Here is a 22,940-nt window from a genome sequence, read left to right as displayed (position 1 = left end):
GAACGCCTTTCAGCTGCGATCCCAAAGGAAGAAGACCATGCTGTTCGTACTCGGCCTCATCGTCGTCCTCGCCGTCCTCGGCCCCCTGTTCGGCGCCGACAGCCGCGACGGTCTCGACTGGACCCCGAACCACTTCTGGATGCGCCGCCGCCCTACCGTGGACCGGATCAGAAAGACCGATAGTCCCGAACGGCCAAACGGGGGCCACGCCTCGGCGGACGCCTGCCGGACGATTCCAGCAGCCGGGTGACCCGGTACCGATGACCGGCGTAGGGCTCCAGCAGTTCGAGCATCCCGGCGTCGTCGACCTTGCGGCCCACCAGCGCCCAGCCCACCAGGCCGGGCAGATGGTAGTCGCCGACGGAGACGGCGTCGGGATCTCCGACCGCCCGCTGCCGGATCTCGGCGGCCGTCCAGACCCCGATGCCGGGCAGTGACCGCAGCCGCGCCTCAGCCGGATCGTCCTCCAACCGCTTCGCGACCCGCGCCGCCCCGATGATCGTCCGAGCCCGGACGGCCTCCAACCCCGACCGATGCCACTCCCACGACGGGATCCGCGCCCACACCTCAGGCGGCGGCGGAACCCGCATATGCGGCGCCCCCGGCGCGGGTTCCCCGAACTTCCGCAGGAGATAACCCCAGGCCCGCCACGCCTCCTCGGACAGCACCTTCTGCTCCATCACGGCCGGAACGAGCGCCTCGAACACCCTCCGCGTCCGCCCAATCCGCAGCCCCGGCCGCCGACGCAGCTGCTCTTGAACGACGTCATGCCGCGCGACGAACCCTTCGGGCTCATCGTCTGACCCAAGCAGTTCGGGCAGCCCGTCCAGCAACCATTCCGCCCCCGGCCCCCAAGCCGCGGCCCGGACGACCTCCCCAACCCGCTCGACCCGCAACGTCCCCGGCCCAACCGGCGTACAGGAGGCACGCCAGAAGGACCCGTCCGCCTCCACCCGAAACGCCGGATCCCGCCGCCCCCGCATCTGCGGCGACAACACCCCCGCCAAGTCGAGTGGCCACGGCGGCCGCCACTCCCGAACAAGGCCGGGGAGACGCCCAGCGGTCTTCTCCCCGGCCACACCGGACGACGGATCAATCAAGGTAAAATCCCACAAACGCGGCGGCTAGGAAGATTCAGCAAGCAAGCGTACGCCGCCCACCCCGAACACGCGCGAACCACCCTCCAGAACCCACCGAACGATCGAGGCCCCCGACACCCGTCACTCGGCTTGGACGCAGTCAGACCCGAGGAGAGAGGGGCGCTGAAATTCATCACCATGGAGGAGAGGACGGAACCGGATCCTGGACAAAGGCTTGGGCTTCAATCGTTCTGCCATCTGGCATTCTAGGATCACCCAACGCCTTCACCTGCATTTTCTCGGCGAGGTAGCCGGCCAGATCGCGTTCATCGTCAGTCCAGACGTAAAGATACCCAGGCTTTCTGAAATAGGTGCGATACCCGTCATCCGCGCGGTCGGGATACACCGATTCAGCGACTACCGCCCTCAGGCTCCCGTCGTCACCGCTGGGGCCGAGTTCGGCCCCGAAGTCAGCGATGTCCTCGAAGACGACGATGTAGTCCGCTTGCGCGTTAGGCATGAGCGCGCAAGGCAGCGCCTCATGTACTTCGTTCACCATCTCCTGGCCCAGCATCTTGACGTGGTCAAAACCGTCCCAGCGCGGGCGCCGAGCCTGGCGTGGCCCAGCCAAATCCGCTCCTCATATCTTTCGAAATACCCATCAGACTCAAACGATACTCGACTGTTTCTGAGCTGCCAATCCACATGTGCAGCGAATCGCTGCGCGTACAAGTATAGATTTCGAAACGAGATCTCTTCCTTCTTCCCAGCCAGAATCGGCAAAGCCATGAGAATGTATAGCAGAGTCGCATACGGATAGTATGCGACGCCCATGGGCTCCTCGTCGAAGTTCCCCAGATACTCCCAAACTCGGCTTTCCAGTTCTGCCCGGAGGCGAACATCGTCCATCGGCCATTCACTGATCGCCAGGACCGTCAGGAGATCTCGAAGCTCAGCAGGAACGGCGGGCGTGAACTCCCGGGCAGTGGTAGGACCGCCAATGCGGCATAGCGTCCAATCGCCAGATAGGCGGCCTGCCGACGAGCATCACCGTCCAGCAGCGAATCGGTGTCACTCTCGTGGGTAGACATACGATCTCTCCTTCTTCACGTGCCGCCAAGGCGTGCGGGCTCATCTCACGAGCCTTGTGTAACGGCACTGCGGACTCACCCTGGCGGCTGGAGATCTCGCCGCCGCGGAATGCGTCGTCGCCGGAGCCCACTCAGGCGTCACTGCCTAAGACCATAGCGTTCAGGACGGCGCGAATGAGGCCGGAGTCACGCCGACGACCGCCATCACCCGGCCTAGAGTTAAGATTCACCAGCGAGAACGCGGTGAACGTTCACCACTACGCTTCCAAAGCCTATATATCGACGTGCAAGTGGGCATCTAATCTACCGGCCACACTTTTCGGCGTCTCGCCAGAATTATTCGTCAGGTCAGGGTTAGCGCCGCCGGCCACCACTATTTCGAGTACTCCGACGCCTTTCTGTACCGATCAGACGACCGCCAATGCCAACGGCGTCGCTGGACGGCGTGGCCATCGGGGACGGAGGCCAGGGCCTTGTCGCCGACCTTCACCTTGCTGATCGGCTTGGCGGATTACTTCAATCTCTTACACAAGTACTTCAATATACCCGAGAACGGGGAATCAAAATGGCGATATCACACCACCTGACGGCCGCCTCTCTCAGCGGACCGGGATGTAGATATTCCACTACATCACCAAGCGCCTGAAGTGCCATTCGGACACTTGTGACGTACTTTATTCCTTCCCGGAAGGACGCATCAACGCGAATCTCGCGCGGGACCCGTAGAATGTCTACACATTTTCGGAGGACATCTTGCGGCGAGTCGCCTTGCTGTGTCGCCAGAAAGTGACCAACAATCAAATTTGGATCCCGATTCTCTTCCCCTTCACAAACACCAAAGTATCTGAGAGATGCCGCACACGCGATCATTCGACGATGAACGGTTTCCTCTTCGCCGAGCACCCCCAGATCTCTCGCCTTGTCCAGAGCACAAACCAACACTTTGCCCCACTCGTCTGCATCAGCCGCACCCAGCTCGGCACCCAGCAAGCCGGTATTGCACACAGAAATGACCACGTACCACCATGCCGCACTACTGGTCGACAGATCGCTCCTACCTAGGAGAGCAGCCATTTCATGCGCTTCTTGTATCGTGGCCACACAGGCCTCGCGCGGCAACTTTTCCGAGGCCATTGGGGCGTCATCCTTCAAAGGGGGAAGCGATGATATCGATTCCAGCTCTGCGAAATGCCGCTTCTCCGATCGGCAAGGTCTCCACACCTGGCAGAAAATGGCCACTCTGATTCGTAATAAACGCGGGGAAACCTTCCATAAAAGTACCAGAACCCGCGGACCGAAGTCTTCCGTTCAGCCCCGCGAGAACAGTATGAGCTATCTCTGCACGAGGCCACTCACCAGATCCGCCTCCAGCGTAGGCAGGCATCACCTTAAGATCACCTTCCATAGTTACCCCCCATTTAAAATCGGAGGCGCCACCTATAGCATTTTTCAGACCATCCATTCCAGCTCCCTTCTGAAGAGCCGTAGGCGTGACACCTCGATCAGCAGCCGTCTTCAACTCTATCTTCTGAAGTGCCTCCGGACGGTTATTCGAAAGCCCTTCGCAGTTGTGGACGAGGATCGGGGTGGCGCCCGCGACTACAGAGTAGGTGTACGGCTGCGCCGCCCTCCGGGTGGTTTACGGGACGTTGGGCACGCCTTCTACCTTGTGATTGTTCGTAGCGTCGCGGAATGATTGCGCTTCTTGAGGGCAACGGTGACGGCAACGGGAGCGCACGACGGGCCCCGGAGGCGACCTTCGGCGGCGACAGTCCTTGTGACGGTCAAGCCACCTGATCCTATAAAGGTGTTTCCGAAAGGCCGCTGGACTGCTGAGTTCTTACAACTTCACTCGCAACGACTCGGCGAAGGCATTGGGACGACCTTCGTACGCATCGACGATCCTCGATACAATATGTCCGGCAGACCATATTGCCTCAGGCTCAAGACCAACACACTCACTTGGAGTTGCCGGAACCCTCCGCTTGATTGGTTCGACTATCTTGCAATCACTTTTCTTGACAGGGCTCTGCCAAAAGAATCGAGGTATGGCCGGAAGGGAATCTCCAGCTAGTTGCCGGACTGGCCTCCCCCAACCACCCGATGCATAGGCCGGCTTCGCCACGAGAATCGTGAACATTGGAGCACCAATAGGAGCACCGGCATCGTCGAACGATGCATCCTTTGCATAAAACGCAACATACGGAAACTCAGCCAACATCAAAGCGAAGGCGTGATCATGGTTCTGAACTGGGACTTCAAACAGAGATCCCGGAACGAACTCGATTCGCATGATCACGCCTCCGCTTCTTGCGACGTCACGTCACGAGGGTATCACCTGCTATTATATCCAGCCCCACAGCCGTCTCGCAGCGTCCATGTAGGTGGGCCTGTCGGCGAGGTCGTCCGCGATGCCTCGAATGGCATTTCCGGAAGTTCCTCCCGCCGATTGGGCACCGCCGAAGAAGTCTATAAGGTTTTGCTCTCTGCCTCGAATCGCCTGGTAGGCGGTATCGTTATGGCGTTGCGCAACGGGCAGGGTTCCTTCCACCCATTTGTCTAGCACTGCCGGACCGAATCCCTGGTCATTCATGTGATGTCCTGAGTCACGGGCGGCAACGATGTCTGCGGGATCGCCGGTTCCCCTGGTGCGGCCCGTATAGACCTTTCCTGTCGTGGGATTCGTCTTCGTGTACGTGACGTATTTGACCGGGTCGCAGTTGTGGACGAGGATCGGGGTGGTGCCGGCTACTACGTAGTAGGTGTGGAGGCCGTTGATGGTTAGGTCGTAGGTGACCTGGGTGGTGGTGTAGTGGCGGGTCTTGGTGACCGTGGCGGTGGTGCCGTCGGGCTGTTGGAGCTTGTCGCCCGGCTTGATGTGCGCGGCGTCGACGAAGGCCGACTGGGTGATGTCGTAGAACGGGTGGGTCGCGGTGGTGGTGAGACTGGCCGGAGGGCCGCGGCCCGGGTGGTCGGTCGCGATGGTCAGGTCGACGAAGTCGTGGTCGGTGCGGGTGACGATGACGCGCTGGACGGTGTGGGTTTCGGTGTGGCCGCCGGGCACTGAGGCGAGGACCTTGTCACCGACCTTCACCTTGCTGATCGGCTTGGCGGAGCCGTCGGCGAGGAGGACGGGGGTGACGGCGGTGAAGCTGTGGCAACCGCCTCGGGAGAGGCGACTGGCCGCGCCGCCGAACGCGGCGCCGGTCGCCGCGCCGATCGCGGCGCCCGTCGCGGCGGCGCCCGCGGCGCCGGACCAGGTACAGCCGCCCGAACGTTCGTGGCAGGTCAGGCCGTAGCCGATGCCTCCGGCGGCGGCTCCGGAGGCGCCGCCGATGCCGGCGCCCTCGATCGCGGCCGTGGCGAGGCGCGGCAGGATCCTGCCCATGGCGGACTGGGCGAGTTTGCCGCCGAGGCTTCCGCCGAGCGCGCCTCCGATGGCGCCGCTGACACCGCCGATGAGGATCGACTTGCCGAAGGAACCGGCGGAACAGGCGCCCTCCTGGCCCCGCAGGCATTTGCCGCCCTGGTCGACGGCGCCGGCGACCGCTCCGGCGAGCATGCCGCAGCCCGCTGCGCCGACGACGGCGCCCACGCCGCCGGTGGCGACGCCGATGGCGGCCTCGCAGCCGATGAAGGTCGCCGTGGCCAGGGCGAAGGACGCGACGGCGGTGATGGCGGCGCCATGGTGTTTGACGAAGGTCGCGGTCGCATGGACGGCCTTGTGGGTGAGTTCGACGGCGTATTTGCCCAGGTTGAATTGTTTGTTGAATTCGTCCAGGCGCTTTTTCGCCTCCGCCGCCCGTTTTCGTGCCTCCGCAGCGATGCGTTTGGCCTGGGCCTGCATGCGCGCGTACTGCGCTCGCGCCGCGCGTTCCAGGTCGCGGATCTCCTGGGTCCAGGTGTGCATTTGTTTTTCGAAGGCATGGTGCGCGTTGTCGATGATCTGGCGGGTGTGGCGCGCTCCCCAGGAGACCACCCGTTGGACCTGGTGGGCGCCCCATTGAATGCCGTGCCACGTCGGTTGGATGACGTGGCGGTTGACGGCGGCGGCGATGTGGCAGACCGCGCCGAAGCCGCCCCAGCAGTGGCCGGTGGGGTCGGTGCCGAGCAGGGGGTTGTCGCCGACGTAGGCGAACGGGTTGGCCTGGGCCGGGTCGGGCACCGGGTCCTGGGCGACGGTGTCCTTGTTCTGGAACTGGCCGACGGCGGGGTTGTACCAGCGGGCGGCCATGTTGACCTTGCCGGTGGAGTCGTCCGTCCAGCCGGACTGGTAGCCGAGCCGTCCCGACATGGTGGTGGTCGCGGTGACGTTGCCCAGCGGATCGTAGGTGGCCGAACCGGTGAGGGCGGTGCCGGTCGAGGCGAAGTTGCCGACGACGTCGTCGTGCTGGTCGACGTAGGCCAGCACGCCGGTGCCGCCGCCGGACGTACCGATGCCGACGAGCGAGTCGTCCGGGGTCCAGGTGTAGGTGTTCGTGCCGTCGGAAGCGAGGGTGTTGGACGTCCCGGAGAAGGCGAAGGTGCGGTCGGGCGCCGTGGTGGACTTCGCGGTGACGACACGTCCGAGCGCGTCGGTGACGTAGGTCTGGGTTCCGGTGGGCCCCTCGACGGTGGCCTGCTGGCCGTAGGCGTCGCTGGTCGCGGTCAGGGTCTGGGTGGACGTGGTCTGGCCGGAGAGCGTGCCGCGGGCGGTGTAGGTGTAGCTGTTGGTGCCGTCGGACGTGAGCTGGTCGCGGGCGTCGTAGGTGAAGACGTTCGAGCCGACGCGGGTGCGGTTGCCGGAGTCGTCGTACTCGTACGGGGTGGCGGTCGTGCCGTTGTTCCAGCTCGTGAGCCGGTTGGCCCAGTCGTAGGCGTAGGTGTTCTGGGCGGTGCCGCCGAATCCGGTCGTGGTCTTGGACGTCTCGTTGCCGTTGTCGTCGTAGCCGTAGGCGATCGAGGCGACGATGGCCCCGGCGGACGTCTTGAGGACGTCGCCGGTGAGGCGGTGCGAATGGTCGTAGGTGTAGGTGCGGGCGTTGCCGCCGGTTCCGTAGGCGATCGAGGTCAGCTGCGACATCGTGTCGTAGCCGTAGGTCAGGGTGCTGCCGGTGACGGGGTCGGCGAGCGTGGCGAGCCGGTCCGCGCCGTCGTAGGTGTAGGCGGTGGTGCCGGCGGCGTCGGTGCGGGAGGTGGGCAGGCCGTCGTCGTTGTATGCGAACGAGCTGGCGCCCGCCGAGCCGGCCGCGGTGAGCGGCAGGCCCCGGTCGTTGTAGGTGAAGGACTCGCTGGTGGCGGGGGTGGTGCCGACCTCGGCGGTCGCGGCGGTCAGCATCCGGCCGTCGTGGTCGTAGGTGAACGTCCGGTCGGCGGTCGGCGCGTCGGCTCCGGCTCCCGACTGGGTGGTGACGCGGCCGAGGTCATCGTACCCGGCGGTGAGGGTCACGCCGCCGGGAAGGGTCGTGTGGACGGGACGTCCGGCGGCGTCATAGCTGGTCGTGGACGTGCGGTCCCCGGCGGTGCTGTAGGTGGGGGTGGTGGGTTCGAGAACCGATTCCCGCTTGTTCCAGGTGTTGTAGCCGTAGATCCAGGCGTTCCCGCGCCCGTCGGTGAACCGGGTGCGGTTTCCGGCCGCGTCGTAGCCGAACGAGGTCGTGATCGAGTGGCCGGTGTCGACCGGCTGAACCTCTGCGGTGATCTGGCCTACGGCATCGAGAGTGAACGTGGTGGTGTGGCCACGAGCGTCCGTGGACGAGGTCAGTTGCCCCATCGAGTCGTACGTCGCTGACCTGGTCGACAGGGTCGACCCGTCAGAGTCGAGTTCCTTGGTCGTGGTGGGTTCGCCGTACTGGTTGAGGGTGTACTGGGTGGCGGTGCCGTCGTCCCGGATCGTCTTGGTCGGCTGCCCGAGCAGGTTGTACCGGTGCTGGGTGACGGCTCCGCCGGGGTCGGTCGTCTTTGTGGATTCCCCGAGCTTGTTGTAGCCGTAGGTGGTGGTGGCGCCGTCGGGGGTGGTCATCGTGGACGGCCACACGCCGCCCGGGTCGTCCGCGGAGGCGATGTAGGTGTAGGTGGTCGTCTCGGCCGTGGGGGTCGGGTGGCGTTCCAGCACGGTGGTGGTCAGCGTGCGGCCGAGGTGGTCGTAGGTCGTCTGGGTCTGCGCGCCGGTCGCCGTCGCGGCGGACAGCACCTCGCCGTTGGTGTCGTACACGGCCTTGGTGACCCCGCCGGAGGGGTCCGTGACCGTCGAGACGTCGCCGAGCTGCGTGTACGCGTAGTGGGTGGTCTTCCCCAGCGGGTCGGTGTCGTCGGTGAGGTTGCCGTCGGCGTCGTAGGCACGGCTCGTGACGGGGTTGATCTCCTGGGTCTCCCCCGGCGGCGTGTAGCCGGGTAGGGCGACGCCGGTCTGTTGGCCCGCCGCGTCGTAGGCGATGGTGGTGACGTTGCCGTTCGGGTCCTGCTCTTCGGACTTCTCCCCGAAGGCGTTGTACCCGGTCATCGTGATCGGGTGGGCGGTCACGGGGGCGCCACCGCCGGTCTCGGTGCTGACGGTCGGCATGCTGGTGATCGCCAGGCGGCCCGCCTCGTCGTAGGTGTAGTGGGTGTTGCGGACCTTGGGGTCGGTCATCATCGTGGGCAGCCCGCGCTGGTCCAGCTGCCACGTGGTGGTCGCGGTGTCCCACGAGTGGAGGCTGCCGCCGCCGCGGCCCTTCCCGTAGAGCGCGGTCACCTCTTGGGCGGTGAGCGTGCGGTCGTAGAGCTGCACGTTCGCGACCGAGCCGTGGAACAGGTCGGTGACGGCGCTGTTGTACCTGGCGCGGCCGATCACCGTGGGGCCGGTCGCGTTGAACGGTGTGGCGTCGGTGGCGCCGCCGTCGGCGGTGCCGTCGACGTAGAGCGTCATCGAGCCGTCCTCGGCGTTGAACGCGCCCACCAGGTGCGTCCAGGTACCGGCGGCCGGAGTCTTGGTCGTCGACAGCGCCCGCATGCCCTGCGCCGCGTCGGTGTCGGTCGCGGTCCGGCTGAAGGACCATTTGCCGGCCGCCCCGGCGTATTGCAGGTAGAAGCCGCTGGCATGAGCGCCGTCCTGGCTGACGGCGGTCTGGAAGCCACTGGACGGGGTGGCGGCCATGTTCACCCAGGCCGCGACGGTGAAGCTCTGCGAGGTGTCGACGACGGGACCGTTGGTGGTGATCTCCTGTCCGGCGGTGCCGGGCAGGACGGCCCCCTGGTCGGCCCAGGTGACTCCGGTGCCGACGTGGGCGTCGTTGCCGTGCCCTGAGACGTCGGGGACGGCGGCGCCGGAGGTCTGGTCGAGTTTCCACCAGGCGACCGGACGGCCGGGACCGTCTCCGCCGAGCGTCTGGCTCGTCGTCCGGCCCATCGGGTCGTAGGTGAAGGACGTGGCGTCCGCCCAGCCGTCGACGTCGGTCCTGACCCGCCTGGCGACCTGGTCGTCGGGGGTGTAGGAGACGGTGGTGGTGCGCCGCTCCCCGTCCGGGTCGACGACGGTCTGGGTCGGACGGTCCGCGGCGTCCAGCGTGGCGGTGGTGACGGTCGCCCCGTTGTTCGTCACCTGCCGGACGGGGTTTCCGGCCGCGTCGTAGGTGGTGGAGCGTTCGACGAACGGGTTGGCGCCGTTGGAGTCGGTGCGGGTGAGCGTTGCGGGCAGGTCGTTGTCGGTGTAGGTGTACGACGCGGTGTTGCCCATGGAGTCGGTCAGCGACGCGAGCCGTCCGGCCGGATCGTAGGCGCGGGACGACTCCACCAGGTCCGTGGCGTCGTCCGGGTCGTTGGGGTCACCGGTGTAGTTCTTGAGGGTCTGGGTCAGCGGCTGACCCTCGGGGTTGTAGGTGTAGGCGACGGTGATGCCGCGTGGACTCTCCTCTTTGACCTTGTTGCCATAGGCGTCGTAGGTGTACTCGGTGACCCTGCCGAGGGGATCGGTACGGGACTCGACCTGTCCGTGGGAGTTGTACGCGGTGGACGTGCCGCGCGGCGCGTCCCCACCGGTCAGGTCGCTGACGGTCGTGGAGGTGACCTCGCCGTCGGCGTTGTATTCGGTGGTCGTCCTGGACGTATGGACGGCTCCGGTCACCCGGTTGGTGACCGGCGGGTCCGTCTGGGTGAGGACCTGGCCCAGGTCGCCGTAGGTGTAGGACGTCGTCAGGCCGGTCGGATAGGCGTCGGTCACCTCCGTCGCGGTCAGGAGCTGTCCGAGACCGTCGTAGGTGAACCGGGTGACCTTTCCGGCGGCGTCGGTGACGGACGCGACGTCACCGGTGTGCAGGTAGCTGATGGTGTTGGCGGCCCCGCCCGGCGAGACGGTCCTGTAGGGCAGGCCGGGGGGCGCGAACCCGGTGTCGGCGGCGGCGACCGTGGTCCCGTCGGTGTAGGAGATCTTGGTGGTGCGGCCGCCGGGGAAGCCCGGGACCGGCGGCGTCGTCACCTCGGTGCGGTTCCCGGCGGCGTCGTAGGCGTAGGACGTCTTGTAGGCGTTGTCCGACGGCCCGGACGAGCGACCGTCCCGGATCGTCGCGACCAGGTCGTTCTTCGGGTCCGGTGTCAGTTGCGTGCTGGTGTCGTCGGGCAGGTAGGTGGTGTACGTCGTCGAGCACTGGTGGGCGACCTGGTCCTGGCAGGTCGTCTCGGAGACGGCGTTCCCGCGCACATCGTGCCCGGTGATCTTCATGTTGCCGTTGGCGTCGGTGACGGTGTGCAGGTAGCCGCCGGAGTCGTAGCCGAAGGTGGTGCGGTTGCCGAGGCCGTCGGTCTCGGCAACCGGACGATTCCCACGGGCAGGGTCGTACTGATAGACGAGGGTCTTGCCGCCCGGGTCGGTGAGGTTGACGGTCGTGGTGGGCGCCAGGCCCTGCGAGTTGCGGCCCGCGGTGTAGTGCCGGACGACGTCCGCGCCGGACAGTTGCGCGTGGTAGAAGGCGAAGTCGGCGATCGACCCGGTGAAGTAACCGGTGGTGTCGACGGGGTGGGACGGCCAGTGGTTGCCGGAGATGCCCGCGCCGACGTACACGTAGTTGACCCCGGTCGTGGCGAGCGCGTCGCTCAGCGAGCCCTGGGCGACGCCGTCCAGGTACAGGGTCTGAGCGTTCGTTCCGGACGCGAGGGCGACATGGTGCCAGACGCCGTCGTTGACCTTCCCGCCGGAGACGAGGACCTTCGTGGTCCCGCCAGTGTCCCAGAACTTCCCGTGGACTTTGCCGTCCGTCCCGATGTACAGGGCCGGGACGTAGTTGCCCGCCACGGGACCGACCGGTTCGGACTCCTCGTCGAACAGGACCCCGCCCGCCGTGTTGCCCGCCGGGACCTTGAACCACATCTCGATCGAGCCCGGTGACGTCTGTACCTGGTCGTCGAGCGGCAGCCGGATCAGCGAGGACGTGCCGTTGAACGCGGCGGCGGTGGAGTCGTCGAACGGGCCGTCCGTGCCCAGCGTCACGTTCGAGTACTGCGCGGGCTCGGAGTTGGTCTCCCCCATGGCCTGGGTCGCGCCCGCCGCCTCCCCGAAGCGGAAGTAGGAGGCGGGCTGGGACCCGAGCACGGCGGCCCGGTACACCTGGGACGAGCCGGTGACCGTGGGCGGAGCGAGGTGCCAGGAGCCGCCGTTCTCATCGGTGACATGTGTGACGGTGCTGGTCAGCGGGTCGTACTCGACGGTCGCGTGACTGTCGCCCGACGGTTTGGTGATCGAGGTGAGCAGGCTGGTGGCCTGCGTCCCCGACCGGTAGAGCGCCTGGACGTCGGCCTGGGTGAGGGGCTCGCCGAACAGTGCCGCGTCGGCCATCGAGCCGTTGAAGTAGGTGCCGTAGACGGTGTGCGAGGTGGTGCTGTAGTGCGGCTGGTCCGGCCATTTGAAGCCGAGGTAGCCGGCGCCCAGGTAGTGATGCCGGAATGAGTTCGGCTGGTAGTCGAAGTCGTAGGACTTCGCTCCCGCCCCGGTGGCGACCTTCGCGCCGTCCAGCCACAGCGTCTGCTCGGTCGGCGAACCCGACAGCACGACGTGGTGCCAGGCGCCGTCGGCGACCGACGCCGGGGTGCTGAGGGGGTTCGGGGTCTCCCCGTTCCACCAGAACGTGCCCTTCAGCTTCCCGTCCGTCCCGACGTAGAGGCCGGGCGTGAAGTTGCCCTGGGTACTGGTCGCCTGGATCTCGTTGTCGGAGTAGGACAGCAGGACCCCGGGCGCCTGCGACGTCTTGAACCACATCGACACCGACTCGGTGGTGGACACGCCCATGTGCAGGTCGGGCAGGCTCACCTTCGACGAGGTGCCGTTGAAGCCCGCGGCGGTCGCGGCGCCGCCGGTCAACGGTCCCGGTTGCCCGAGCGTCACGTCCGAGTAGGTCCCGTTGTCGGTGCCCTCGTTGACGAGTACGGCGCTGGCGGCGGTCGTCCCGGACGTCTCCGAGAGCGGCCAGAACGACGACGCGCCCTGGTCGAGGACCTGTTCGCGGTGCGGCGACGCGCCCTGGTAGCCGTACCGGGTGCAGTCCGGTGCCGTGTCCTCCGGCGAGCACACGGACGAGAGCCGGTCGGCCGTGTAGGAGTAGGTCCAGGTCAGCGCGGTCGTGGGGTCGCCGGAGGTGGACGGGTCGGTGACGACGGTCGCGATGTGCGGCGCGGTCGCGTCCGTCGGTGCCGACCAGGTGACATGCAGCGCCCGGCCGGACGCCGACGACGTCATCGTCGTGATGTGACCGGACGCCCAGGTGAACGTCACCGTCCGTCCGGCGGCGTCCGCGACGGAGGTGATGCCATAGGCACCGGAGCCGAGCGCTTGGCCGAAGGTGTAGACGGTGTCGTTCTTGTCGGTCAGGCGGTAGCCGCCGGTGATGGCCGTGAACGTCGCGAACCGTCCGGACGGAGGGCTGAACGAGCCGTCCGGGTTCTTGCCGAACCCGACCGTGGAGCCGTTCGGGTACGTGACGGCGACGCTGCGGACGGCGCCCGCCGAGGTGTACCACTCGGTGGCCTTCGCGTCGAACACGCTGGACCAGCCGGTCCCGAAGGCACCGCCGACGCGGGGGTCGCGGGAGTTGTAGTCGCGGACGACGGCGAGGCTGGGGCCGACCGACGTGATGTTCGCGTCCGTCGCCGTCGACGTGTAGTTTCCGATCGCCGGGTCGAAATCGTGGTCGCCGTTCTGCGCCAGGCTAGAGGTGATCGTCGGTTGCGGCACGCTCACGACGAGCTCGTTCAGCGCGGGCGCCGCCGAGTAGTTCGTCCCGTCGTAGGCGAGCGCGCCCCAGTAGTAGGTGCGGCCCCATTTCAACTTGCCGGAGGGGACCTGCCAGGTGACCGTCGATGACGGTTCCTGCGCGCTGACCAGCCCGGAGTCGACGACGGTCGCGCCCTCGGGGTCCAGGACGCGGAAGCGGTACTTCAGCGTGACCGCGAGGTTGGGGTCACGGCTTCCCCACGCGGTCAGTTGGGGCGTCAGCGTGTCGGTGCGGGAGCCGCTCGGCGGGATCTGGCCGTACACCTCCGGGAGCATCGCGCCGGTGTAGGTGAGCGCCAGTATCGGCGTGCCCTTCGGGGCGTACGCGGTGTTGAACTGCTTCCAGTGCAGGCTGTCCGCCGTTGACGCGTACAGGGCCAGCCCGTAGTCGTTCCCCCCGGTGGACCAGCTGTTGAACGTGGCGGTCGACAGGGTGACCGTGACGACGTCGCCCACCATGCGGTCGGCGCCGGTGTTCGCGCAGGCGTGCGGGACGTTCGGTGTCGCGTTCCCGATCGAGGCACCATGTGAAGGCCCCGGGTAGGACACCGCCGTGGACGGTGACCAGTCCTCGGTGACGGCCGCGACGTCGAACCGTTCGGCGGTGCAGGTGGCCGCCCAGGTGTCGAACAGTTCGAGGTGCGCCGCCGAGACAGGGACCTGGGAACCGTCGAGGCCGCCGCGCGGGAACTTCAGGAAGGAGTTGGCGCTGTGCGGACCAGCGTCCCACGAACCGACCTTGATGGTCTCTTCCATCGAGTGGTCGCCAGGAGTGATGCCCGACTCGACGTAGGTGGTGGCCCAGGTCAGAAGGTTGTTGTAGGACGGGTCGACGGTCACGGGGAAGACCCGTTCGGGAGCGTGCAGCCAGTTCTGGTCCAGGGTCACCGTCAGCGCGGGATCGCCGTCCACCTCGGTGAGCCCATAAGTGACGGCATGGGTGGTCGCGCCCTCCCCGGACCGCTTGTCGATCTTGGAGTCGAACGCGTACGCGGCGGGGATGCGCCCGGCGGCCTTGCCGGAGCCGTCCACCAGCTCGATCGAGCCGTCGGCGGCCTTGCGGAGTTTGAGCCCCTTCAGCTTCAGCGGGAACGTCCAGATGTTCCCCGCCTCCGCGGAACGCAGCACGATCGATTCCTTCATGCCGGTCGCGGTCGGCCAGAGGGCCAGGTCCGTGGAGGGGAGCACGCCCGCGTACGTCACCACGGGGCCAGACGCGGTCGGGGTGACCGGCGCCGCGCCCAGCAACCCGTACGCCAGCTGCTGCCCGCCGTCACCGTCCACCTGGGCCAGCCGGGTGTCGGTCGCCTTGGGGGCGAAGCTCACGTCGAGCACGTTGGCCCGCTCGTGCCAGCGCCGGTCGTTCCGCTGCCGGACGGTGGTGTCGATCGGCTGCCAGCCGCCGTGGCCGTCCTGGTAGTTGACCGGGCTCTGCGCGAACTTGCGCGTGAAGGAACCGTCGACGTTGCGGTAGTAGTCGGTCGTCGCCGTCGACTTCGCGGCGATCCGGCGGCTGGTGCTCTGCGCGAACCCGACGCGCCCCTGACCGCTGCGCCCCCGCGGGACCTTGCGGCCACCCGGCTTGTCACCGGGCAGTTCCCCCTTGCCGTGTCCGGGTTCGCGGCCGGTGCCGCGTCCGGCCCGTGTCGCGGCGGCGCTCGCCGCGTGCGACCGCCCGGCGGCCGTTCCGGACTTCTGGCGCGGCAGCCGTCCCCAGTGCGGGGCGGGCTTGCCGGTCAGCCATCCGAACGCTCCGGCGACGCCCGCGAACGACACCTCCGGCATGCCCTCGCCCGCGAGGGCCGGTTGTTCCGTCGCCATCAGCATCAGGGCGGCGCACAGCAGGACGGCCGTGCGCCGAGTCGCCGCGCTCCGCCGGAGAGAACGCAGCGCCCGCACCCGGTACCGGGAACCGCTGACGTTGCGAGGACGCCGCCGCCTCAGCGCGAGACGGTGCACGACACCGCCCGCGTAGGCGCCGAGTGCGGCGATCAGGCCGAGACCCCACAAGAGGATCAGGATTCCCAGGACCTGTGAGCGCGGCACCGACCACCCGGCCTTTCCTGGAGCCGCGGTCCCACGAGGGGACACTTCAGCTCAATCTGGACTTTTCTCCTAAAAGTTCCAAACAGCCGAAAAGTAATCCCGACTCTTGCAGAGGGCAAGACTCCGGATCCGGCCACAGCCGGATCCGGCAGCCCAGGTTTCGGTCTCGGAACCCGCGGGGAGAACGATCATCCGGAAACCGGATTCACGGCTCCGGCCGTTGCCGTGGCCGGGTCCAGTCGAGGTTCCGGAAGAAACGAGGGCCCCATGCCACCACCCCCCGGCGACACGAGACGCGGACTCGGCGAGAGGCCTTTGGGGGCTCTGGCCAAGGTGGCGGCGGGAGGTGTGAGGGGCGGGTGCGATCGGTGGCGGCGGCTCTCCCCCGGGTGGCGGGCCGGGGTCTGTGTCGCGGTCGCGGCGGCGGTGACGGGTGGCGTTCTGTTCGCCGTTCTGCGCCCGTCTCACGAGCCGCGGGCCAGGCAGTATCTTGCCTTCAAGGCGTGTCTGCTCACCGACTCGCATGGCATCACCGGCAAGGACGCCGCACCCGTGTGGAAGGGCATGCAGCGGGCGTCGCTGAAGACCCATGCCAAGATCCAGTACCTCGCCGTCCCCGATCCGGCGACGGTCGCCAACGCGCGGCCCTACCTCGCGAGCCTCGTGCAACGGCACTGCGGCATCATCCTGGCGGCCGGAGATCTCGCCACCCGCACCGTGACCGCGAACGCCCCGAGTTTCGGTACGGCCCGGTTCGTCGTGTTCGGGGTGGGCGGGGCGGGGCCGAATCTCGTCGCGGCGGACACGTCGGCGGTGACCGTGCCCGCCGCCGCGGAACGCGTCGTTTCCGACGCGGTCGCCTGAGGAGCGGTCAGGCGTCGGTGGAGAAGCGGATGGCGGTCGGGGGGAGTTCTATGCCTGGCCAGACGCGGAGGCCGGGGCGGAGTTCGTTGCCGGGGCCCACTACGGCGCCGTCGCCCAGGACCACGCCGTCCAGGACGGCGCCTGGACCTACTCGGGCGGCGCGGCTGAGGACGGAGTCGCGGACGGTGGCGCCCTCGGCCACGTGGGCCTCGTCCAGGAGGATGCTGCCCGTCACCGTGGCACCCGACTCGATTACGGCGTTGCGGCCTACGGTCGTGCCGCCTCGGACCACCGCGCCGGGAGCGACCGTCGCGCCTGGGAGGGTCAGGCGGTCGCCTGGGGGGCCGGGCATGGCGGGGGACGTCAGGGTGCCCAGGACCAGGTCTCGGGAACCCTGGATGAAGGCTTCGGGCGTGCCCACGTCCAGCCAGTAGGCCGATTCGACGTGGCCCATGACCGGGGCGCCGGAGGCGATCAGGGAGGGGAACGTTTCGCGTTCTACTGAAACTACTTCGTCTTCGGGGATCGTTTCTATGGCGGAGCGGCGGAAGACGTAGCAACCCGCGTTGATCTGGTTGGTCACCGGGTGCGGGGTCTTCTCCAGGAAGGCCGTTACGCGGCCGTTCGTGTCGGTGGGGACGCAGCCGAAGCGGGACGGGTCGTCGACCTCGGTCAGGTGGAGCGTCACCGCGGCGTTGGTCTTTTCGTGCAGGTCTACTTGGGCCTGGACGTCGTGGCCGGAGAGGATGTCGCCGTTCAGGATCAGGACCGGGTCGTCGGGGGAGCTGACGAGGGCGCGGGACGCGTTGCGGATGGCGCCGCCGGTGCCGAGGGGTTCGTCCTCGGTGACGTAGGTGAGGTCGACGCCGTGGGCGTGGTCACCGAAGGCGGCCTCGAACATCTCGGCGCGGTAGGACGTCGCGAACACGATGCGGGTGACCCCGGCGGCGTGGGCGCGCGCCAGCTGGTGGGCGAGGAACGCCACCCCGGCCGTCGGAAGCAGGGGTTTGGGGGTGGAGATGGTCAGGGGGCGTAGGCGGGTGCCCTGGCCTCCCACCAGGAGGATCGCTTCCACTCGGTTCCTTTCTCGGGTGCGAGCGAGCCTAGCGGGACGCCTCCACCGCACGCTCGTAGGAGGCCAGGTGCGCCTTCGCTGAGGCGGACCAGGAGAACCGTTGGGAGCGGGTGTGCGCGGCATCGGCCAGGTCGGTGCGGAGGGACGGGTCGTCGATGAGCGTCGAGAGCGCCGCGGCGATGTCGGACGGCGCGGGTTCGGTGTAGGCGACGGCGTCGCCGCCGACCTCGGGGAGGGAGCCGCGGCGGGTGGTGAGGACGGGCGCGCCGCACGACATGGCCTCCAGGACGGGCAGGCCGAACCCCTCGCCGCGGCTCGGGTGGGCCACGACCAGCGCGCCGCCGAAGTAGCCGGGGAGGGACGACCAGGAGAGATAGCCCGGGCGCAGGACGCGCAGGTCGAGGGGGACGGTCGCCAGGGCGGCGTCCACCTCGTCGTCCCAGCCGCCGCTGCCCGCCAGGACGAGGGCGGGGGCGTCCGGACGGTCCTGGCATGCCTCGACCCAACCGCGGATCAGGTTCGGAACGTTCTTGCGCGGCTCCAGCGCGCCCAGGTAGGCGACGTAGGGGTGGCCGTGCAGGCCGAGGCGGTCGGAGAGGTGCTTGATCTCCGCCTCGGACGGGCGGTGGAAGATCTGGTGGTCGACGCCGTGGTAGGCCACGTCGATGTGGGCGGGGTCGGCGCCGAGGACGCGGACCAGCTCGTCGCGGGTCGCGCGGGACGGGGCGATCAGCCGGGTCGCGCGGCGGGCGGCGGTGCGGGTCGCCGACCTGACGTAGCTGGTGCGGACGGGGTCGTGCGGCTCCGGCTCGGCGAACAGCGTGACGTCGTGGATCGTGACGACCGTCGGCAGCACGGCGCTCACCGGCATCGTGTAGGTCGGCAGGTGGATGACGTCGGCGGCGACACGTTCCGCGACGTGCGGCAGGCCGGACTGTTCCCAGGCCAGGCGGGTCGCGCGGTGCGCCAGGGTCGCCGGGCCCGCCACGACGCGCGCGCCGGGGACGAGGTCCTCGTACCGTTCCTCGTCGGCGCGCTGGCAGGCGACGGCGAGGTCGGCTCCCTGCGCGTGCAGGGCGCCGAGCAGACCGTCGACGTATCGGCCGAGGCCGCCGCGGTCCGCCGGTACGGCGGTCGCGTCCAGCAGAATGCGAGGCGCCACTGTCCACTCCCCCATCCAGCGTGGTGGCGTAGATCACCTTTTACTGTTCGAGCCTACGCCCGCCGAAGCCCCCTTCGCGGGACCCTCGCCTCACGATTCACTCGGAGGCCGAACCCCGCACTTCCCGACACCTACCTTCCACATGTGGGGGCCGACCCCCACACCCCCCGACACCTACCTTCCACATGTGGGGGCCGACCCCCACACCCCCCGACACCTACCTTCCACATGTGGGGGCCGACCCCCACACCCCCCGACACCTACCTTTTGCGAGCCTGGACGAGAACGATGCTTCCGCGCTCGTTCGGCGCGCTGCGGTCGGCGAGGGCGACCAGTGGTGTCAGCGGTGCGGCCGCGTTGAAGCCGACCTTTCCACCATAGGTGGAGAGCGAAAGGTAGAGGCGTTCGGCGGCGGCCGTGCGGAACTGGTAGCTGTGCCTGACCAGGTCGAGGCCGCGCTCGGCCATGAGTTCGCGCAGGCTGTCGTGCGTGTACGTGTGCTGGACGTGGTACCTGGACTTGTGCGCGTCCCGCAGCTTCGGCCAGGCGTCGGCGCGGCTCAGCACGTCGGCGGACATGAAGATGTCACCGCCGGGTTTGAGGACCCGCGCCATCTCGTCCAGCGAACGCGCGCCGTCGTCGAAGTGCTCGATCGCGCAGACGGACAGGATCGCGTCGAACGAGGCGTCGCCGAACGGGAGGCGCAGCGCGTCGCACTCGATCAGCGCGGGCGCGTGCGCGAGCGTCCGGCCGTAGGTCATCTTGGCTCGGGCCAGGTCGATCGAGACGGCGTCGGCGCCGCGCCTGCGGGCGCGGCCCGCCCAGTATCCGTCGCCGCCCGCGACGTCGAGGACGCGTTTGCCGCGCAGGTCCCGGCCCATCCAGGCGAGGAGCGTCCCCGCCTCGCGGTACCGGCACACATGCACCTGGTGCCCCATGAAGGCCACCACATCCGAAATCTTCATCGTCCCCAACTGTAGGGCGCCCGGGCTGTCGCGAGGCCGGGTTCGCCTACGCTGGGCGGGTGAAGACGAAGGTCGTCGCCGTGCGGGCGCTGCGCGTCGTGCTGGTACTGCTCGCGCTGGGCTTCTGCGCCTACAGTGTCGCGTCCCAGTGGGACGCGACGGTCGAGGCGTTCCGGCAGATGTCGTGGGCGACGCTCGTCGGGGCGCTGGCGGCGGGCCTGGCCGGGATCTTCGCCTGGATGCTCGGGTGGCGGGAGTTCCTCAGCGGCCTCGGGTCGCCGTTGACGATCCGGGCCGTGTTCCGCATCTACGGCATCTCGCAGCTCGGCAAGTACGTGCCGGGCAAGGTGTGGGCGCTCGTCACGCAGATCGAGATGACGCGCGAGCACGAGGTGCCACCGGAACGCAGTTTCGGGTCGACGCTGCTGGCGGTGGCGACGTCCATGGCGTGCGGACTGGCCGTCGCGGCGGTGACATTGCCGCTGACGTCCGCCACGGCACGCGACTCCTACTGGCCGCTGTTCCTGCTGGCGCCCGTTTTGCTAGCGATGTTGCATCCAAGAGTCGTGACGTGGTGTCTGGGGCTGATGCTGAGGGTCATCCGGCGTCCTCCGCTGGAGCGGCCGGTGGGTCTCAGGGTCACGCTGAAGGCAGTTGGGTGGACGGTCCTCGGCTGGGTTCTTTTCGGTGTGCACACGTGGTTGCTGTGCATGGCGGTCGGCGGTGACGGGAAGGGCCTGCCGTTCACGGCGGCCGGCGCGTACGCGCTGGCGTTCGTCGCGGGCTTCCTGGTGTTCATCGCGCCCGGCGGCATCGGGGCGCGGGAGGCGGCGCTGACGGTGGTGCTGACGCCGGTGCTGCCCGCGGGCGCGCCGGTCGTGGTCGCGATCGCGTCCCGGGTGCTGCTCACGGCCGCCGACCTCGGCAACGCGGGGGTCGCGTTCGTCCTCGGACGGACGGCGCGGGCCCCCGGGAATGAACGGCCGTCCAAGGAGCTTGTGACGGGTACACAGCCTACGAAGGAGGGACCGTGACGGCCCCGATCACTGTGACCGACGCGACGTTCGCGGACGAGGTCATCAGCAGCGACACCCCGGTACTCGTCGACTTCTGGGCCGAGTGGTGCGGGCCCTGCCGCATGATCGCCCCCGTGCTGGAGCAGATCGCGCAGGAGCAGGACGGCAAGATCAAGATCGCGAAGATCGACTACGATGCGAACCCCGAGACGCCGAACAAGTTCGGCGTGCTGGGGCTGCCCACGCTGCTGCTCTTCAAGAAGGGCGAGGTCGTGGAGCAGATCGTCGGCGCCAAGCCGAAGCGCGCCCTGCTGAAGGTCATCGAACCCCACCTGTAAGCCCGGTGAGGGCGTCGAGATAGGCGTCCCACAACGGGCCGTGGTCGACCGGGCGGACGCCGGAGCGCAGGCGCTCCGGCTCACCCGGCGTGTAGAAGCGGCGCAGGGCGGCGGCCAGGGACGGGACGTCGTCCGGAGTGCAGATCAGACCGTCCACCCCATCGCGGACCTGCGCGGCGAACCCGCCGACATCGGTCGCGATCACCGGAATGCCCTGTTCGTTGGCCATCCAGACGTTCTGCGACGCGGTCGCCGTCCGGTACGGCAGGACGAGCGCGTCGGCCTCCGCGAACAGGCCGGGAACGTCGGCGGCCGGGACGTAGCCGGGACGTAGCTCCACGCGGGACGTCAGGCCGAGCGAGTCGATGAGCGCGCGGGTCTCGTCCACGCCGCCCCAGAACTCGCCCGCGACGGTGAGCGTCACGCCGTCCGGGCCTTCGGCGAGGGCGCGCAGCAGCACGTCCAGGCCCTTGTAGGGGCGGACGATCCCGAAGAACAGCAGGTGACGCCTGACCTTGGCGTCGTCCCGCTCCACCACGGCCGCCGAGGTCGGCAGATGAGCGGGCATCTCCGCGACGCGCACCGGACGTTCGGTGAGCCCGCGCGCCAGCGCGGCCTGTGCCTCGGAGTGCACGAGGACAGCGTCGACCTTCCGCAGCAGCCGTCTCATGAGCGGCTCGTCATACGGCTTGCGTTCGTGTGGCAGGACGTTGTGGCACAGCGCCACCACCGGCGTTCGCCGTCTGAGACCCGACAGGATCCCCAGGTAGGACGGCACCTGGACGGGGCTCAGCACCGCGAGCACGACCTGGTCGCACGAGCGCAGCGCGCGGCCGGTGCGCCACCAGCCGTCCGGGCGGCGCCAGTCGAGCCGGTGCCGGGTGCCGGGGAACGGCTCGCCCTCCGGCTCGGAGATCGTCTGCTGTCCCGGATACAGGAACCCCGGATACTGGGCGCGCCACGACTCGATGACGACGTCGTGCCCGGCGGCGGCCAGCCGGTGGGCCAGCTCGGTGGTGTGGTGCGCGCCGCCGCCCTTGTAGGGGAAGGCGGGGCCGACGATCCCGACGCGCATCCGGCTAGACGTCCCCGCGCGACCGGACGATCAGGTCCGCGAGCAACGCCAGCGACGCGATGATCAACCCCGTCACGAAGATCATGATGGTGTTGTTGGCGAAGTAGCCGAAGTGCACCACCATGTCGAACACGCCCTTGGCCAGCCCGATCACGATCAGCCAGAGCGCGGGCGGCATCAGCACCTTGAGCGGGTTGAAGTACATCACCATCCGCAGCACCTGGAGGATGTAGCGGTAGGCGTCCTTGGTGAAGTGGAACTTCGACTTACCGGCCCGCTTGGCGTAGTCGATCGGCAGGTACCGGACCGGATGCTGGTTCGACAGGAACGCGATCGTGATCGTCGTGACGCAGGAGAAGCCGGGCGGCAGCAGCCGCAGATACGGCAGCGACACCTCGCGGCGGAACGCGCGCAGCCCCGAGTTCAGGTCGGGGATCTTGGTGTTGGTGAGCCGCTCTGCGACCTTGCGGATGAACCACTTGGCGGGCACCCGCAGCGCCTTGTGCGTGCCCTCCTCGGTGGTGCGGGCGCCGACGACCTGGTCGACGGACGGGTCGGAGTCGAGGACGTCGACGAGCTCGGGAATCCGCTCGTTGGGGTAGGACATGTCGGCGTCCGTCCACACGACGATGTCGCCGCGCGCCTGCTGGGAGCCGATGCGCCGCACCGTGCCCGACCCGCTGTTGTGCTGGAACGCCATGACGCGCATGTGCGGGAAGCGGGGCGCCGCGTCCTCGAGCCGCGCGAGGGTGTCGTCGGTGGAGCAGTCGTCCACGGCGAGCAGCTCGTAGGTCTTGCCGCTGTTGTCCATCGCCTTGCAGATGCGCTCGACCTCGTCGATCACGTGGTCCTGCTCGTTGTAGCAGGGCAGGACGACGGTGACGTGCACCGGCCGGGACTCCGGCTCCGCCGACTCCGCGACGGGGGCGGGCCCGGGTGCGGGCACGGGCTCGGATTCGGGGGCGGGCGTGGGCGAGTGCGTCGGCTCGGCTGACTGAGTGCTCACGCAGCGCG

Annotated in this window: 14 protein-coding genes; 3 read left to right on the top strand and 11 right to left on the bottom strand. The window is 68.2% G+C overall.

All coding sequences use genetic code 11. The features are described 5' to 3' along the window. Window positions 1–167 precede the first annotated feature (167 nt). From ABD808_RS21625 to ABD808_RS21600, 6 genes are all read right to left on the bottom strand, one after another. Entirely contained in the window at window positions 168–1,100 is a 933-nt protein-coding gene (locus tag ABD808_RS21625) for a DNA-3-methyladenine glycosylase family protein (protein ID WP_344899475.1), read from the bottom strand. A 172-nt stretch (window positions 1,101–1,272) separates the two neighbouring features. Further along, window positions 1,273–1,653 (bottom strand): hypothetical protein, encoded by a 381-nt coding sequence (locus tag ABD808_RS21620; RefSeq protein WP_344899473.1) that lies wholly within the window; start codon window positions 1,651–1,653, stop codon window positions 1,273–1,275. Window positions 1,654–2,014: 361 nt separating this feature from the next. Continuing rightward, the gene (locus ABD808_RS21615) at window positions 2,015–2,170 is read right to left on the bottom strand and encodes a hypothetical protein (RefSeq protein ID WP_344899471.1); all 156 of its coding nucleotides are present in this window, start codon (window positions 2,168–2,170) and stop codon (window positions 2,015–2,017) included. A 537-nt stretch (window positions 2,171–2,707) separates the two neighbouring features. Then, window positions 2,708–3,304 carry a hypothetical protein gene (locus ABD808_RS21610; RefSeq protein ID WP_344899469.1) on the bottom strand — a complete coding sequence of 199 codons (597 nt, stop codon included), beginning with the start codon at window positions 3,302–3,304 and terminating at the stop codon, window positions 2,708–2,710. 706 nt (window positions 3,305–4,010) lie between these two features. After that, entirely contained in the window at window positions 4,011–4,463 is a 453-nt protein-coding gene (locus ABD808_RS21605) for a hypothetical protein (RefSeq protein WP_344899467.1), read from the bottom strand. Window positions 4,464–4,514: 51 nt separating this feature from the next. After that, a complete protein-coding gene (locus ABD808_RS21600) occupies window positions 4,515–15,431 on the bottom strand; it encodes a LamG-like jellyroll fold domain-containing protein (RefSeq protein WP_344899465.1) in 10,917 nt (3,638 codons plus the stop codon). Between the two features lie 348 nt (window positions 15,432–15,779). Here ABD808_RS21600 and ABD808_RS21595 point away from each other — a divergent pair, with 348 nt between their 5' ends. Further along, complete coding sequence (locus ABD808_RS21595) at window positions 15,780–16,295, top strand: type 1 periplasmic-binding domain-containing protein (RefSeq protein ID WP_344899463.1); 516 nt, start codon at window positions 15,780–15,782, stop codon at window positions 16,293–16,295. Window positions 16,296–16,302: 7 nt separating this feature from the next. Here the strand turns inward: ABD808_RS21595 and manB are convergent, their stop codons facing one another. The 3 genes from manB to ABD808_RS21580 form a co-directional block, all read right to left on the bottom strand. After that, a complete protein-coding gene (gene manB / locus ABD808_RS21590) occupies window positions 16,303–17,370 on the bottom strand; it encodes a mannose-1-phosphate guanylyltransferase (RefSeq protein ID WP_344899461.1) in 1,068 nt (355 codons plus the stop codon). Window positions 17,371–17,398: 28 nt separating this feature from the next. Then, window positions 17,399–18,532, bottom strand: a complete 1,134-nt coding sequence (locus tag ABD808_RS21585) for a glycosyltransferase family 4 protein (protein ID WP_344899459.1) — start codon at window positions 18,530–18,532, stop codon at window positions 17,399–17,401. A 260-nt stretch (window positions 18,533–18,792) separates the two neighbouring features. Beyond that, a complete protein-coding gene (locus tag ABD808_RS21580; protein ID WP_344899457.1) occupies window positions 18,793–19,497 on the bottom strand; it encodes a class I SAM-dependent methyltransferase in 705 nt (234 codons plus the stop codon). A 59-nt stretch (window positions 19,498–19,556) separates the two neighbouring features. Between ABD808_RS21580 and ABD808_RS21575 the strand changes: the two genes are divergently transcribed. After that, window positions 19,557–20,531: a lysylphosphatidylglycerol synthase transmembrane domain-containing protein gene (locus tag ABD808_RS21575; RefSeq protein ID WP_344899455.1), complete on the top strand. Its 975-nt coding sequence runs from the start codon at window positions 19,557–19,559 to the stop codon at window positions 20,529–20,531. Beyond that, window positions 20,528–20,851 (top strand): thioredoxin, encoded by a 324-nt coding sequence (gene trxA, locus ABD808_RS21570; RefSeq protein ID WP_344899453.1) that lies wholly within the window; start codon window positions 20,528–20,530, stop codon window positions 20,849–20,851. The genes ABD808_RS21575 and trxA overlap by 4 nt, the downstream gene beginning before the upstream one ends. Here trxA and ABD808_RS21565 read toward each other — a convergent pair. Together ABD808_RS21565 and ABD808_RS21560 are read right to left on the bottom strand one after the other, a co-directional pair. Next, on the bottom strand, window positions 20,832–21,926 hold the full coding sequence (locus ABD808_RS21565; protein WP_344899451.1) for a glycosyltransferase family 4 protein: 1,095 nt from the start codon (window positions 21,924–21,926) through the stop codon (window positions 20,832–20,834). The two genes, trxA and ABD808_RS21565, sit on opposite strands and share 20 nt — an antisense overlap. Before the next feature lie 4 nt (window positions 21,927–21,930). Then, window positions 21,931–22,872, bottom strand: coding sequence for a glycosyltransferase family 2 protein (locus ABD808_RS21560; RefSeq protein WP_344900168.1), 942 nt, complete (start codon window positions 22,870–22,872; stop codon window positions 21,931–21,933). Window positions 22,873–22,940 lie beyond the last annotated feature (68 nt).

Origin of the sequence: Actinomadura meridiana (assembly GCF_039537545.1) — a bacterium.
GTDB lineage: Bacteria > Actinomycetota > Actinomycetes > Streptosporangiales > Streptosporangiaceae > Spirillospora > Spirillospora meridiana.
Note: the sequence above shows the minus strand (reverse complement) of the source record. Positions and strands in the feature narration are given on the sequence as shown.

Bases quoted from the DNA above. Each gene is read 5' to 3' on its own strand.
- ABD808_RS21620 (WP_344899473.1), bottom strand. From the start codon at position 1,653: ATGCTGGGCCAGGAGATGGTGAACGAAGTACATGAGGCGCTGCCTTGC.
- ABD808_RS21615 (WP_344899471.1), bottom strand. From the start codon at position 2,170: ATGTCTACCCACGAGAGTGACACCGATTCGCTGCTGGACGGTGATGCT.
- ABD808_RS21610 (WP_344899469.1), bottom strand. From the start codon at position 3,304: ATGGCCTCGGAAAAGTTGCCGCGCGAGGCCTGTGTGGCCACGATACAA.
- ABD808_RS21605 (WP_344899467.1), bottom strand. From the start codon at position 4,463: ATGCGAATCGAGTTCGTTCCGGGATCTCTGTTTGAAGTCCCAGTTCAG.
- ABD808_RS21580 (WP_344899457.1), bottom strand. From the start codon at position 19,497: ATGAAGATTTCGGATGTGGTGGCCTTCATGGGGCACCAGGTGCATGTG.
- ABD808_RS21565 (WP_344899451.1), bottom strand. From the start codon at position 21,926: ATGCGCGTCGGGATCGTCGGCCCCGCCTTCCCCTACAAGGGCGGCGGC.